Genomic DNA, 14,448 nt, shown 5'->3' with positions numbered 1-14,448 from the left:
AAAAAACTTTAATTCGTTGTTATGATAGTAGTATAAAGTATATTTAAAAATTGTATTAACTTAATCTAAAAAATTATGGCGAGGCAAATTTAATACAGTAGAGGGAATCTTTTGTGGTTTAGTCCTATTACTTTTTTTATTTAGATTAAATGAAAACGTTATCTATACAATTAATTACTTCAATAGCTTAGTATAATTAGCTATAGGTTTCAATAAAAAATTAATAATAGGGGGGATAATTATGTTAGCAGAAAAAAAAGTTGTGGTACATGAAAAGAAAACACTTGAAGTTATGGGTATCAAAATCCAGTATTTTGCAATAATTGCTATTATCATGTTCGTGGGTTCATATATGAAGGTACTTCCTTCAGGAATAGTAGGGGTATTACCCTTAATGTTAGTTATGGGTAGTGTTCTTTACCTTATTGGAGATAATCTACCTATTGTAAAAGATTATTTTGGTGGTGGAGCTATTGTGGTTATTTTTGGATCTTCTGCACTTGCAACCTATAAAATTTTACCAGCTTATATTATAACTTCAACTACTACGTTTATGACAAGTGGTGGGTTTTTAGATCTCTTTATATGTGGTCTAATTGCTGGAAGTCTTTTAGGAATTAATAGAAAGTTACTACTTCAAGCTGTTGTTAGATATCTTCCATGTCTTTTGGGTGGAGTTATAGCAGCCCTTGGACTCGTAGGACTATTTGGAATTATTTTAGGCTACGGCGCAAAAGAAGCTATCCTTTATATAGGAATACCTATTATGGGTGGTGGAATGGGTGCTGGTGCTGTACCACTTGCTAAAATATTTGGTGCTACACTTAATCAAGATCCTAAGGTTGTTATGTCTATAATGACTCCCGCAGTAGCTTTAGGTAATGCTTTTGCTATTGTGGCAGCTGGTATTTTAAATAAAATTGGTAAAGTTAAACCTAGTTTAACAGGAAAGGGAGAGCTTATAATACCTAATTCAAAGACTAAACTTGATGCGGTTGAAGAGGTAGAAGATAAGTCTAACGATTTAGAATTATATGGAATAGGTATATTATTATCTGGTATGTTCCTTACGGCAGGTTATATCGTAGGAAAGTTTTTACCTGCAATCCATGCTTATGCTTGGATGATTCTTATTGTTATTATTGTTAAAATGCTTGGGGTACTACCTGCTAAATATGAATATGCTTGTAGTGTATGGTATTCGTTTGTAATGAAGAATTTTACAGTTGTTGTTTTGGTAGGAGTAGGAATTGCATATACTGATCTTAATGCAGTACTTGCAGCATTAACATTTAAATATATAATACTTGTTGGAGTTACTATAATTGGCGCGGTAATTGGTTCTGGATTTGTAGCTAGATTTGTTGGCTTCTACCCAATAGAAACTGCCCTGTCAGCCGGCCTATGCATGGCTAATATGGGTGGATCAGGGGATGTTGCTGTATTAACGGCAGCTAAAAGAATGAAACTTATGCCTTTTGCTGCAATTTCATCCCGTTTAGGTGGGGCTCTTATTCTTATAATTGCTAGTGTTTTACTTAGACTGTTTTAACTGATTAAGCGTTATACTTAAAGTAGATAAATACTTTAACAAAAGGAGAGAGATTAAATGGATTACTTTAAGGAAAGTTTAAAACTACATGAGAAGCATATAGGTAAAATTGAAGTTACATCAAAAATTAAAATAGAAACAAATGAGGATTTGGCACTTGCATATACACCTGGAGTTGCAGAACCTTGTAGAAAAATTCATGAAAATGAAGAAAATGTCTACAAATATACGGCTAAAGGAAATATGGTTGCAGTGGTTACAGATGGTACTGCTATTCTAGGACTTGGAGATATAGGACCAAAGGCAGGTCTTCCTGTTATGGAAGGCAAGGCTATATTGTTTAAGGAATTTGGTAATGTAGATGCTTTTCCAATCTGTTTAGATACAAAGGATGTAGATGAAATTGTTCGTACAATACAGCTTATTTCACCAGGATTTGGTGGAATAAACTTAGAAGATATTAGTGCTCCAAGATGTTTTGAGGTAGAAGATAAACTTAAGAAACTATTAGATATACCAGTATTTCATGATGACCAACATGGCACAGCAATAGTAGTGCTTGCAGGACTTATCAATGCTGCAAAAGTTGTTAATAAGAAACTCGCAGATTTAAAAGTTGTTGTAAATGGTGCTGGTTCAGCAGGTACTGCTATTTCTAAACTTTTACTTTCCTCAGGTGTGAAAAATTTAATTGCTTGTGATAAAGTAGGAATTCTTTATAGGGGAATGGAGAAAATTGATGATGCTAAAACAGCTCTTACAGAAATAACTAATCCAGAAAACATAAAAGGAAACTTAAGTGATGCCTTAGTAGGTGCAGATGTATTTATAGGAGTTTCTGCTCCTAATATTGTAACAGCTGAAATGGTTAAATCTATGAATATTGATTCTATAGTTTTTGGAATGGCAAACCCAACTCCAGAAATCATGCCAGAGCTAGCTAAAAGTGCTGGCGCAAAAGTAGTTGGATCAGGACGTTCTGATTACCCAAATCAAGTGAATAATGTGCTTGTATTTCCCGGGCTATTCAGAGGTGCTTTAGATGTGAGAGCAAAGGAAATAAACGAAGAAATGAAACTAGCAGCAGCATATGCTATTGCAAATTATATAAAAGAAGAAGATTTAAACGAAAATAATGTTATTCCTAGTGCACTAGATAGAGGAGTAGCTAAAAAAGTAGCAGAAGCAATTTCAAAAGCAGCAAGAGAAACAGGTGTAGCAAGAATATAGATTATGGAGATAACTAAGTAAGAAAAGATCTAGCAGAAAGTAAAGCTGCTAGATCTTTTTTGCGCCTAAAAATATTTTTTTAAAACTACTTATAAAAGATTAAAAAGTGTTATATAATAGTAAATGCGAACATATGTTCTAAAGTTAAAACATATGATTAGTAAAGAAGGTGATATTATATGAGTACATTAATTTTTCATATCGATGTTAACAGTGCTTATTTATCCTGGGAGGCTACTTATAGGCTTCAACAGGGAGAGAAAATAGACTTAAGAGAAATACCCTCTGTAGTAGGTGGAGATGAAGAAAGTAGGCATGGTATTGTTCTAACCAAATCAATACCCGCTAAAGTGTTTAATATCCAAACAGGAGAAACACTATATAATGCTAGAGCGAAATGCCCAGGGATAGTAATAGTACCCCCTAGGTACTGGCTTTATATGAAGTGTAGTTCAGCCATGAACTTAATATTTCAGGAATATACTCCACAAATTCAAAGGTTTAGCATAGATGAGAGTTTTCTAGACTTTTCTAATATGGAGCATTTATATCCAGACTATATGTATTTAGCTGAAACTATAAAAAATAGAATAAAGCAGGAACTTGGGTTTACAGTGAATATAGGAATATCAAATAATAAACTCTTAGCAAAAGTGGCTTCAGATTTTAAAAAGCCAGATAGAATACACACTTTATTTCCGAGTGAAATAAAGAAAAAAATGTGGCCACTACCTGTGGAAGATTTGTTTATGGTAGGCAGAGCTACAGCACCAAAATTGCACAATCTAAATATAAATACTATTGGAGAATTAGCAAATTATGATTTGAAAATATTAAAGAATAAATTTAAAAGTCATGGCCAGGTAATTTGGAATTATGCCAATGGTATAGATTTTTCAGAGGTCAGAAAAAGTAACTATATTGAAATGAAAGGTATTGGAAACTCTACTACTATAGCTTTTGATGTGGAGGACAGTGATACAGCTCATAAAGTGTTGTTATCCTTATGTGAAACAGTATCTATGAGGTTAAGAGATTCCCAGAACTGCTGCAATGTTGCTTCAGTAAGTATAAGAGGAAGTGATATGATCTCTTATTCACGTCAAGTGAAATTATCAGTAGCTACTGACTCTACTCGTAAAATATATGAAGTGGCTTGTTATCTATTTGATAATGTGTGGAAGGGAAATTCAATAAGGCATCTAGGGGTTCATATTACTGATTTTTGTGGTAATTATTTTTATCAGAGCTCTTTAGTTGATTCATTTAATTACGATAAAGATAGTAAGCTTAATAAGGCAGTGGATGAAATTAGGCTAAAGTATGGTGATAAAGCTATTGGTAGGTCTTGTTTTCTTCATTCAGGTTTAAGTGCTATGTGCGGTGGGATAGGGGAAGAAGATTATCCACTTATGAGTGCGATGTTATAGAGAATATTAGAAAGAAAGTTAAGGGAGATGAACTTTTAATATAAAAAATGCATTGAAAAAATGGAAAGTTAATTGGAAAATTAGTGAAATTAAAAAATAAATAGAATATCCATAATAAGTAAAAATATATAAAAATAAGCGGTTTATTTTAAGAAAAATGTTGTAATAATTTGTTAATCGTATTACAATAATATTAATTAAATATGGCGAAAAAGGTAAAATATTATATATAAAGTTATTATATAGAAATGATTCAAAAACATTAAATGGAAATAATATATAGTATTAGAAATAAAGGGGCATAACTAATGAAGATTATGGTGAAAAAGAGATTAGGAGATTTATTAGTGGAATCTAGAAAGATAGCTCCAGAACAACTTAAGAAAGTGCTAATAAAACAGCAAGGATCTGGGAAAAGGCTAGGAGAAATTCTTATTGAGGATGGTATTTTAAGTGAAGAAGATATTTTAGGAGTCCTAGAACAACAATTATGCATAAATAGAGTATACCTAGATATGGAACATATTGAGCAAAAGGTTGCACAATTAATACCGGTAAGTATTTCAAAAAAGTATAATCTAGTTGCTTTTGGTATGGAAGATAATAAACTAAAGATTGCAATGTCTGATCCACTAAATATATTTGCAATAGACGATGTTAAGATATCTTCAGGTTTTGACGTTAAAATATACATTGCAGCAACAAAAGATATTAAAGATACAATTGATAAATACTATGCTAGCCAAAATGCTAAGAGAGCTGCTGAGGATTTATCAAAAGCTCAAGGTACAAATGAAGGTAAGGAAGAAAACAAAGCGCAATTAGACGATATAAAAAGTGCGCCAGCTGTAAGACTTGTTGATTCCATAATAAGCGATGCAATAAAGCTGAAAGCTAGTGATATTCATATAGAACCTTTTGAAAATCACATAAAAATAAGATACAGAATAGACGGTACCTTAAAGGAAATATCTAAGTACAACAAAGATATTTTTAATGCTTTTATAACTCGTATAAAAATACTTGCAGAATTGAATATTGCAGAGAAGAGAATTCCTCAGGATGGTAGAATTTTAACAATTGTAGATGATAAGAAGATAGATCTGCGGGTATCAACGCTGCCAACAATTCACGGTGAAAAAGTTGTAATCCGGGTATTAGATAGAGAAAATTTCTTGGTAGGTAAAGAAAAATTAGGCATGAACGAAGATGACTTAGAAAAAGTAGAAAGAATACTTAAAATCCCATATGGGATAATTTTGGTTACAGGACCTACAGGTAGTGGAAAATCCACTACACTATATACATTATTAAGTGAACTTAATGACAATAGCAAGAATATTATAACAGTAGAAGACCCTGTAGAGTACGTAGTAGATGGAATAAATCAAGTAAACGTAAATGCAAAAGCAGGACTAACTTTTGCATCAGGCCTCAGATCAATTTTAAGACAAGACCCTGATGTTGTTATGATAGGTGAGATAAGGGACAATGAAACGGCAGAAATTGCTACCAGAGCATCTATAACAGGACATATAGTGCTAAGTACAATACACACTAACGATGCACCTTCTGCAATAGTAAGACTTATAGATATGGATATACAACCTTATCTAGTAGCTAGCGCCATAGCGGGAATTATATCGCAAAGACTTGTGAAAAAGATATGTCCCATGTGCAGTGAAATTTACGTAGCAACTGATTTTGAAAAAGAAATTTTAGGAATTCACTCAAATGAAGAGTTATTGATTCACAAGGGTAAGGGTTGTGGGCACTGTAACAAAAGTGGATATGCAGGAAGAATAGGTGTATATGAAATAATGGAAGTAACTCGTAAACATAGAGAATATATAATGCGTAATGCTAGTGTAGATGAAATAAGAGATATAAGTGTTGAAAATGGAATGAAAACACTAAAAGCATCTTGTATTGATTTAGTTTTAAAAGGAATGACAACCATAGAAGAACTGGTTAAGATAGCATTTTTGAAAGAATAAAGTTTTTGAAAAAGGGGGTGATAAAGTGCTTACTTTTAAGTATAGAGTTATGAACCATCAAGGTGAGAAAATAGATGGAACATTTAAAGCTAATAGTCAAAACGAAGTGTTAGCCATGATAGAGGATAATAACTACTATCCTATAGAAATAAAAGAAGTATTAGAACGTGAACAGCAGGATTTATTTGAATCCTTTGCAAAAGTTAAAACAAAGGACTTATACATTTTCTGTAGACAGTTTCACACCATGATAAACGCAGGCGCTAATATTTCTAATGCATTAGATGTTTTAAGAAAACAAACTGAGAATAAAAAATTAAAGAAATGCTTAGATGAAGCATATGATGATGTGCAGAAGGGAATATCTCTTTCAGAGGCGCTTGCAAAGCATAACGATGTGTTTCCAGATTTACTGATAAATATGATTAATACTGGTGAGGTCAGTGGTAATTTAGATGTAATAATGGGCAGAATGGCAACCCATTTTGAAAAAGAAAACAAAATAAACAACCAACTTAAGAGTGCCATGGCTTATCCAATGGTACTAGCGGGCTTATCAGTGGTAGTAGTAATTTTCCTTTTAACCTTTATAATGCCTACCTTTGCAGGGATGTTTGAAGGCTCAGGAGTAGCATTACCAGCACCAACCAGGATAGTTATGGGGTTAAGTAAGTTTATACAAACTAAGTGGTATATTCTAATTGCCGTTATAGGTGGAGCAGTTTATGGTGCAAAAACCTATGCTAAAATTCCAGCAGGTAGATTAACACTAGATGGATTAAAATTAAAATTACCAATAATTAAAGATACTACAGAAAAAGTAATAGTATCTAGATTTACTAGAACACTATCTACTGTACTTGCTAGTGGGGTAGCTTTGGTACAAGCCTTAGAAGTAGTGCAAAAAGTAGTTGGAAATAAAGTAGCAGAAAAAGCCTTAGAAGCAATCAAAGAAAAAGTACTAAAAGGTGTATCTTTAGGTGAAGCCATAGGAGAAACAACAATATTTCCAATAATGCTACACTCTATGATAAAAATAGGTGAAGAATCAGGTTCACTAGACGATATATTAGACAAGACAGCAAATTTTTATGATGAAGAATTAGAGGCGTCACTGAAAAAACTGACTGCAATGATAGAGCCACTTATGATAATAGTAATGGGGGTTGTAATTGGATTTATAGTTATTGCAATGATGCTTCCAATATTTGACATGGGAAAGACAGTCCAGTAATTGTTTGATTAATATGATAAAACTACAAAATATGTGCATGGAAATTACAGATATTGTAATATGGAGATTTTGTAGTTAAATCATTATTATATATTTAAAATATTAATTTATAAGGGGGAATTATTAATGGAAATGAATTTAATAAAAATGGATTTAGTTAAGAAAAAGAAGAGGAAAGGGTTTACTCTAATTGAACTGATTGTTGTTATTGCGATTATCGGTATTTTAGCAGCTGTTGCAATTCCTAGATTAACAGGTTTTCAAGATAAAGCGAGAAGAACTCAAGTTGTTACAGACGCAGCACAAATTACAACGGCTATTGAATCATTATTAACTGAATCAGCTTCAGGAGAATTAACACCAGTGACAGCAGTAGACCTTAGTACACTGGCATCAGATCCCGTAGTGAAATTGGCTGCTATAAATATTGATGTGAAAAATGGAGTAAAAACTTTAGGTTACGATAAGAATGGCGCCTTTGTTCTTAAAGAAACATTAAACTCAATAGAGTATACGGCAACTAGACTAGTTAATAAACCAGCAACTATTGCTCCTTAAAATTCAGGTGACAGGGGATTAATGGAAAGGGATCGTGCCAGCCACCCAGTATATGGAAATTAAGTGGCTAGCAAGCTCAGTCCCTCCGATAATGACCCTCGGGGGTCATTAGCAAGGAGCTGACTTCCAGTCACCTCCTAGCACCTCGGGGGAAGAGCAAATATTTACCATTTATTCATACTAATCAACAAACAAAGCAAAATCAATCCCTTCGCAATGCCCCCCCGGGGGTCATGAACAAACTGTGAATGAAAATATTAATGTGTACCACGAATTATGCCTATAGTAAAAACATGAGAAAATAAAAACTTCCAGTTCTTGTTACCACCTCATGGCATGTAACAAAAACTGGAAGTATATATTAAATATTTTAACTAAACAAACTAAAAAAGAGGTGACCACCAATGTTCAACTCAAAAGTCCTATCCATAGACATAGGTTCAAAAGACACAAAAATAGTTCTAGGAACTCAGAGTAAAAAAAATGTAATCATAGAAAAAACCATCACAATGACTACTCCAGTAGGATGTTATCATGATGGGAATATTATAGATATAACTAAATTTAAAAATGAAATTTCAGATGTGTTGCAAAAGGAAAATATAAGAAGTAAAAGTATTATAATCACCACAAAAAGCACAACAGTTATAACTAGAGACATTGATATTCCAGTTGCTAAAAAGGAAGATATGAACTCTATAATTAAGTTTCAGATGGAAAGATATTTACCAATAATGTTTGATGATTATATAATGCAATATAAAATATTAGAAGAGTTTGAAGAGGACGGTATAAAACAAGCTAAAGTTACAGTAGTAGTATATCCTAAAATTATGGCAGAGGGATATTATAATTTAGTAAAGGAATTAAAGGGTAATGCAGTGGCATTAGATATTAGTTCAAATAGTATTAATAAGTTATTTATTGAAAATATAAAAGTTAATGATGAAAATTACAGTTTAGAAGATACTGTTGGGGTTATAGATTTAGGATATGATTTTATAAATGTTAATATTATTTCAGATGGGAATGTACAGTTTACTAGAATTATTAATTATGGTGGCTCTAATATAGATATAGATATTGCTAAGCAATTATCCATATCGGAAGAGGAAGCTGAGGATCAAAAGCTTGAACAATGTAATTTAGAAAGTGAAGCTTCAAGTGATAGGCAAAGTTCAACCGTAAACGATATTGCAAAAGCACAAGTAAGAAATTGGACTGAAGAAATAGAAAGAATGATTAACTATTATAAAAATAAGGATCAAGGAAATAAAGTAGACAAGATATATATTTATGGAGGAAGTTCAAATATTAAGGGTATAGAAACATTTATAAAAGAAATATTGAACTTACCGGTTACTAAAATACAAAGTTTAAGTAATGTAAACTGTTCTAAGCTAAATACATCTAAAGTAGATTCATCTATTATAGATGCTGAATTAAGCATGTATTTAAATGCTATAGGAGCGATAATAAGATTGAGGTAGGTGAAACTTATGAAGGATTTTAACTTTTTTGCTCCTTATAAGGGAGGTAAAAAAGATTTTAAAAAAGAATATTTTTATGCTGTTATTTTATCTACAGCTTTAGTATTATTCGTTGTATTTACTTATGCATTTAATTATTTTAATATAAATAAGCTAAATTCAGAAATAGCTGATATACAGCAAAATTTAAATACAAAAGATAATATTGCTAAGCTGAAAGAGATAGAAAATGAAGAAAAAAAATTAGCTATAATGAATCAGTACTATGGTATAGTTACAAATATTAGTGATGGAATAATTAATAGTAATTTTTTAGGTAGTAAATTAGTAAATAAAATAAATACTTGCGTTCCTGAAGGGGTGTATTTTAAAATTATAGCTTTGGATGCCAGTGGAGTACAACTTCAAGCTGAAGGAAAAGATAGAGAAACAATAGCCGTATTTGAACGAGCTTTAAGAAATTTAGATGTGGTGAAAGATGTTAATATCGCTAATATAAATTCTTCATCAGTAGATAATAAAAATTTAACTTTTAGTATAAGTTGTACTTTAAAGGATGTTGATAATTATGAAGGTAACTAAAAGGGAACAAATGCTAATAGGAACTTTATTAATAGTGTTATTAGGTTACTGTTTTTACAAATTTTTTTACATACCTCAAAATCAAAAGATAGTGCAGTTAAAAGTCAGTAGAGATACGTATTCGCAAAAATGGGAGCAAGTTAAAGCTAAGATTGCATCAAAAAGTGAAAAAAATGAACAGTATAAAATTTTAAATGCGAAAATATTTAGTAAAACAGATATGCTATTTCCATCAATACAGCAGGAAGAAATCATTGTGGTTTTAGATAAAATGATTAAAGAAAGTAAGCTTCAAGCAGAGGTATTAGGTTTTTCAGAAGTGAGTAGTAATAACACAGAAGAAGATAAGAGCAAAACTAATACGGCAACTAATGAAAAAATTACTATCAATGAATTGGACAAGTTAGTAAATGACTTTAATAGTACTTTAAACAAAGAAGCGATTACAGAAAAGACAAATACTACTAAGGTAGAAACAAATACTGCAACTACTAAAACTGTTAATACAAAGCTTGTAGGTGCATATACAATGCAAGTTACACTTGAATTTAAAGGCATATATGAGGAACTTATAAGCTTTATAAAGCAAGTAGAAAATTACGATAAAAAGATAATTATAAATAATATAAATATAGTAGCGGCAGAGGGCAATATTGTATCAGGAAATGTTATAGTACAGTTTTATGGTGTTCCAAAGCTTATTAATAATGATGATTTTAAGTGGGATTATAAAGTGCCAAGTGGTAAGGAAAATCCTTTTGAAGGTGCAGTTACGTCTGTTAATGTAACTACAAAGAAGAAGGTTGAGGTTAAAAATGATTTTGTAATGAGTGCAAAACCTATTACGTCGGATTTACCTACTATAAGAATAGGAAAAGCTGAAGATAATTCTACAAGTTCATATGTATATGCAGATAACATAGGTGTGGAGGCAGTGGAATTCCACTTTAGTAAAAAGGGTGACAAGTATTACTATAAGTATAAAACAAGTATAGAGGCGTATCCAAAGGATTTTAATAGTGTCAATGAATTTGTTTTATCATCAGAAAATATTAATCTGGAAATTTTCTCTCAAAAGAGAGGTGGAGAAACAGATCTTGCTGGTGCAAATATAAAAATCTTTAATGATACTGACAAGACTGTTGTGGTTAATGTTCAAAATGATGATACAGTGAAGCCAAGAGTTAATATATTAAAAGAAAAAGGTAACGTTTTGGTCAATAGATAGTAAATGAGGAGAGACTATGAAGTTTATAAAAAGTAAAAAAGGTCTTACTTTAATAGAAATTATTGTGAGTATAGCTATTCTATCAATAATTATTGGTCCTATTTTGTCATTAACCTTAAATAGTGTGAAAATGAATAAAAAGTCAGATGAAAAGATGCAGGCATTATCCTTAGCTCAAAAGGAGATGGAGGGAATAAAGTCTCCTAAGTATATTATTGTTGGTTATACTCAAGTAGGAAATGTGTTAACTAAAAATCGTACTGAGGGTAGTTATGAAATAACAGAAACTTTAATCAAACCTTCTGAGAGTCAAGTAGTTGATGAGTTTAGTATTATTAAGGATGCTGATGCAGATATTGTGATGAAGTTTGATTATTCAAATATTGGAATTTATGATAAGAGTGTTGGTATTATAATAAAAGATTTGGGCACGGTTGATAGCAATTCAATTGTTAAAATTAAATCTGATGATAGTAGTCTAGATCTGGGACTAGATGGGGTTTACAACTTTCCCCTAGATGCAAGGATAAATCCGGAAATTAATATTAAAATTTATTTATCAAAAGATAAGTTGAAAATGGATATTTTGAATTTTAGTAGCAAGTACAAATTAAAATTACACTTTATAAAACAGGACGATAGTTCACAATTCGAATTTAACCAATATATCGGTAATGCTGAGTATTACAGTATTGATCCATCTGATTTATCTAATAGCACTGGGCCTATATATAGACTTTATGAAGTTAAGGTAGAGATTAGAAAAATGGGTACTACTGAAATACTTCAGGAATTGAAAGGATATAAAAAAATTTCTTAAACTTACATAAACTAGGGATGTGATATGGGAATGAGAAGATGTAAAAAAGGTTCTTCATTGATTTTAGTTTTGATAATTTTTTCTGTTTTGAGCTTATTAGGCACTGCTTTTTTAGGACTAACATTGTCTAATTATAAGTATAATTTTGTTAAAGGGAAAGTAAAAGAAAATCTCTATGCATCTGAAGCTGGAATTGATGAGTCATATAAAATCATTGGTAGTGTAATAGATAATGCAATTAATTATAGTAATACAGAGGTTGAGGTATTCACTAAAGGTGAGATGGACAAAGAGATTGAAAAGCAACAGGCAAAAGCACAAGAAATAATCAATAATCCGAAAGAAAAATCAACTTGGGAAGTAGAGTGGGAAACAAATTGGGATAGGGTTCATTATGGCAATGACTATATTACTGTGGATTCAAATGGAATATTTACTACTTATGAATTAAAAAAAGAACAAAAAATAAGATTTAAGGCAGAGTACAAGAAATATATTGAAGCTAATCTATTTGACGTGGATGCTGCTGGAAGTGTTATTTTAAAGGGTGACTATAGTTATAAATTATCAGAAAAAAAGCCAAGTGTTACTTTAGTTGGGCCTAAGCAGAGCTTTGTAACGGAGTTATTAAGTGTAAAGTTAAAATCCATCTTTAAGGATGATAAAGGGATAGAAAAAATAATAGGAGCTACTTATGATGTATCTGTACCAGAGTATGGACAGGAGTACAACGTTGATATGAATACTATTAGAATTCCTAACATGGTTTGGTCAAAAGCTTTAGCGGTAGATGGAAATATGTTTGTTGAAGAAGGAAATTTAATTGTAGGAGAGAACAAAAGTGGCGTAGATATTCCAGCAGATATATATGTTAAAGGAATAAATGGAGCAAATGGTGGAATAAATTTTAATGCTGAAAAATCTACTGCAAGGATAATAGGTAATATATCTACAGCAGAGGACTTTACAATAAACCAAAAGAGTGATAACACCATCTGGGGTAATATATTTGCTAAAAACGTAATAGTTAATGAGACAGCTATTGGATCTGAATTAAAAGTTGAAAAAATGTCTAGTCCGGTTGAAAGTGGCTCTGTATATACTACTGATGATTTGGAATTGAATGCTAATGATAGTACTGTTGATATTAAAGGTGGTTTTTATGGGATTGATGATGGTAGCATGGATAGTTTAGGTGAAAAGGGGAACACTGCATTTGGAAAAGCAAATAAATCCAGTACTATTATTGTTAATGCAGATTCAGATACAGCTTTAAACCTTAGTTCCACCCTATCAATTGCAGGGGATAGTATTATTAGTGGAGTTGGTTATATTGATATTCCTTATGTGAATTCATTTATATTAGAAACAGGTCAATATCAAACTGGTGAATCGGTAGCTATAAAGGGAAATTATAGAGCTTATACCTACCCACTTACAGGTAATATTGTTGGAAAAAATGATGTAAAGCTTGATGAAAGTAATATAATTTTTGAAAATTTTGACCCACTTACAGTAGTATCAAGTCTTAATACTGAAAAAAGACCCTTACTTGCACAAGAGAAAAGCATTTATTTTAAAGCTTATGATGATGAATATAAAGCTAAAGAAGGTGGAAGCGGTCTAATTCTTAATGGAGTGACTCTAGGTGCTGAAACAATCAATACTGGCGCAATTGTTTCTAATGGAATAATCACACCACAACATGTCCTTATTGATAAAGAACAGTATATAGTTGAAAAAAGAAATGAATTTAATAAGATGGTTAACAATATGGGAGCTAAGGTTAAAATTCCGGTTAGTGAAAAAGAAAAAAGAGATACCTACCCAGAGAAAACCAATGATATATTTGGAAATAATTCAACGGATGCATGCAAGATAGATAGCAGTAAACTAGTAGAAAATGATAAATTGGAAAACGAAGAACTTATCCTTATTCATAAAGGAAATTATATTTTAGATTTCAATTCGGATGCTAAAAAGGCTGCTAAGAAAGGGATAGTAATTATAACTGGAGATTTGACAATAAAGGGTGGAATGGATTTTACAGGCACTATAATTGTTGGAGGAAACTTAACAGTCCAGGGTTCTGAAGAAAAAAAGCTTGAATACGACAGAACATATATTAGCCAACTAATACTTAGTAATTATAATGAGCTTTTCAACGGTGTATTTATTAATGATAATACAAAAAATGTAGAAGAGTCATATGATACATTTATTAATTCATCCTATGGATTAAAAATAGATGCTGATAAGCTTATACAAAAGAATAACCTAATAATGATTAAAAATTGGACAATAATTAAATAGGAGCAGTGATAGGA

Annotated in this window: 11 protein-coding genes; all 11 read left to right on the top strand. The window is 31.5% G+C overall.

Annotated features, from left to right (window positions below; translation table 11 throughout):
* The first annotated feature begins 241 nt into the window (after window positions 1–241).
* On the top strand, window positions 242–1,552 hold the full coding sequence (locus KPL51_RS08145) for a 2-hydroxycarboxylate transporter family protein (RefSeq protein ID WP_216159302.1): 1,311 nt from the start codon (window positions 242–244) through the stop codon (window positions 1,550–1,552).
* Window positions 1,553–1,609: 57 nt separating this feature from the next.
* Complete coding sequence (locus KPL51_RS08140; protein ID WP_216159300.1) at window positions 1,610–2,782, top strand: NAD(P)-dependent malic enzyme; 1,173 nt, start codon at window positions 1,610–1,612, stop codon at window positions 2,780–2,782.
* 179 nt (window positions 2,783–2,961) lie between these two features.
* Window positions 2,962–4,212 (top strand): DNA polymerase Y family protein, encoded by a 1,251-nt coding sequence (locus KPL51_RS08135; protein WP_216159298.1) that lies wholly within the window; start codon window positions 2,962–2,964, stop codon window positions 4,210–4,212.
* Window positions 4,213–4,520: 308 nt separating this feature from the next.
* Window positions 4,521–6,209 carry a GspE/PulE family protein gene (locus KPL51_RS08130; protein WP_216159296.1) on the top strand — a complete coding sequence of 563 codons (1,689 nt, stop codon included), beginning with the start codon at window positions 4,521–4,523 and terminating at the stop codon, window positions 6,207–6,209.
* A gap of 25 nt (window positions 6,210–6,234) precedes the next feature.
* Window positions 6,235–7,443, top strand: a complete 1,209-nt coding sequence (locus KPL51_RS08125; RefSeq protein WP_216159294.1) for a type II secretion system F family protein — start codon at window positions 6,235–6,237, stop codon at window positions 7,441–7,443.
* A 126-nt stretch (window positions 7,444–7,569) separates the two neighbouring features.
* Window positions 7,570–8,001, top strand: a complete 432-nt coding sequence (locus KPL51_RS23990; RefSeq protein WP_280526763.1) for a type IV pilin protein — start codon at window positions 7,570–7,572, stop codon at window positions 7,999–8,001.
* A 404-nt stretch (window positions 8,002–8,405) separates the two neighbouring features.
* On the top strand, window positions 8,406–9,491 hold the full coding sequence (gene pilM, locus KPL51_RS08115; RefSeq protein ID WP_216159292.1) for a pilus assembly protein PilM: 1,086 nt from the start codon (window positions 8,406–8,408) through the stop codon (window positions 9,489–9,491).
* 9 nt (window positions 9,492–9,500) lie between these two features.
* Window positions 9,501–10,073 carry a PilN domain-containing protein gene (locus KPL51_RS08110; RefSeq protein WP_216159290.1) on the top strand — a complete coding sequence of 191 codons (573 nt, stop codon included), beginning with the start codon at window positions 9,501–9,503 and terminating at the stop codon, window positions 10,071–10,073.
* Window positions 10,060–11,301 (top strand): hypothetical protein, encoded by a 1,242-nt coding sequence (locus KPL51_RS08105; RefSeq protein ID WP_216159288.1) that lies wholly within the window; start codon window positions 10,060–10,062, stop codon window positions 11,299–11,301. Before KPL51_RS08110 ends, KPL51_RS08105 begins: the two co-directional genes overlap by 14 nt.
* Before the next feature lie 16 nt (window positions 11,302–11,317).
* On the top strand, window positions 11,318–12,121 hold the full coding sequence (locus tag KPL51_RS08100; RefSeq protein ID WP_216159286.1) for a type IV pilus modification PilV family protein: 804 nt from the start codon (window positions 11,318–11,320) through the stop codon (window positions 12,119–12,121).
* Between the two features lie 30 nt (window positions 12,122–12,151).
* Window positions 12,152–14,434 carry a hypothetical protein gene (locus KPL51_RS08095; protein ID WP_216159284.1) on the top strand — a complete coding sequence of 761 codons (2,283 nt, stop codon included), beginning with the start codon at window positions 12,152–12,154 and terminating at the stop codon, window positions 14,432–14,434.
* Window positions 14,435–14,448: the final 14 nt, after the last annotated feature.

The sequence above is a fragment of the Clostridium bowmanii genome (assembly GCF_018861315.1).
Classification (GTDB): Bacteria; Bacillota; Clostridia; order Clostridiales; family Clostridiaceae; genus Clostridium_AD; species Clostridium_AD bowmanii.
The sequence above is the reverse complement of the archived record's forward strand: the minus strand, read 5'-3'. Positions and strand labels throughout refer to the sequence as shown.

What these genes read in the sequence shown, in the direction of transcription:
- KPL51_RS08130 (WP_216159296.1), top strand. Translation starts at nt 4,521, where the DNA reads ATGAAGATTATGGTGAAAAAGAGATTAGGAGATTTATTAGTGGAATCT.
- KPL51_RS08145 (WP_216159302.1), top strand. Translation starts at nt 242, where the DNA reads ATGTTAGCAGAAAAAAAAGTTGTGGTACATGAAAAGAAAACACTTGAA.
- KPL51_RS08105 (WP_216159288.1), top strand. Translation starts at nt 10,060, where the DNA reads ATGAAGGTAACTAAAAGGGAACAAATGCTAATAGGAACTTTATTAATA.
- KPL51_RS08140 (WP_216159300.1), top strand. Translation starts at nt 1,610, where the DNA reads ATGGATTACTTTAAGGAAAGTTTAAAACTACATGAGAAGCATATAGGT.
- KPL51_RS08110 (WP_216159290.1), top strand. Translation starts at nt 9,501, where the DNA reads ATGAAGGATTTTAACTTTTTTGCTCCTTATAAGGGAGGTAAAAAAGAT.
- KPL51_RS23990 (WP_280526763.1), top strand. Translation starts at nt 7,570, where the DNA reads ATGGAAATGAATTTAATAAAAATGGATTTAGTTAAGAAAAAGAAGAGG.
- pilM (WP_216159292.1), top strand. Translation starts at nt 8,406, where the DNA reads ATGTTCAACTCAAAAGTCCTATCCATAGACATAGGTTCAAAAGACACA.
- KPL51_RS08100 (WP_216159286.1), top strand. Translation starts at nt 11,318, where the DNA reads ATGAAGTTTATAAAAAGTAAAAAAGGTCTTACTTTAATAGAAATTATT.
- KPL51_RS08135 (WP_216159298.1), top strand. Translation starts at nt 2,962, where the DNA reads ATGAGTACATTAATTTTTCATATCGATGTTAACAGTGCTTATTTATCC.
- KPL51_RS08095 (WP_216159284.1), top strand. Translation starts at nt 12,152, where the DNA reads ATGAGAAGATGTAAAAAAGGTTCTTCATTGATTTTAGTTTTGATAATT.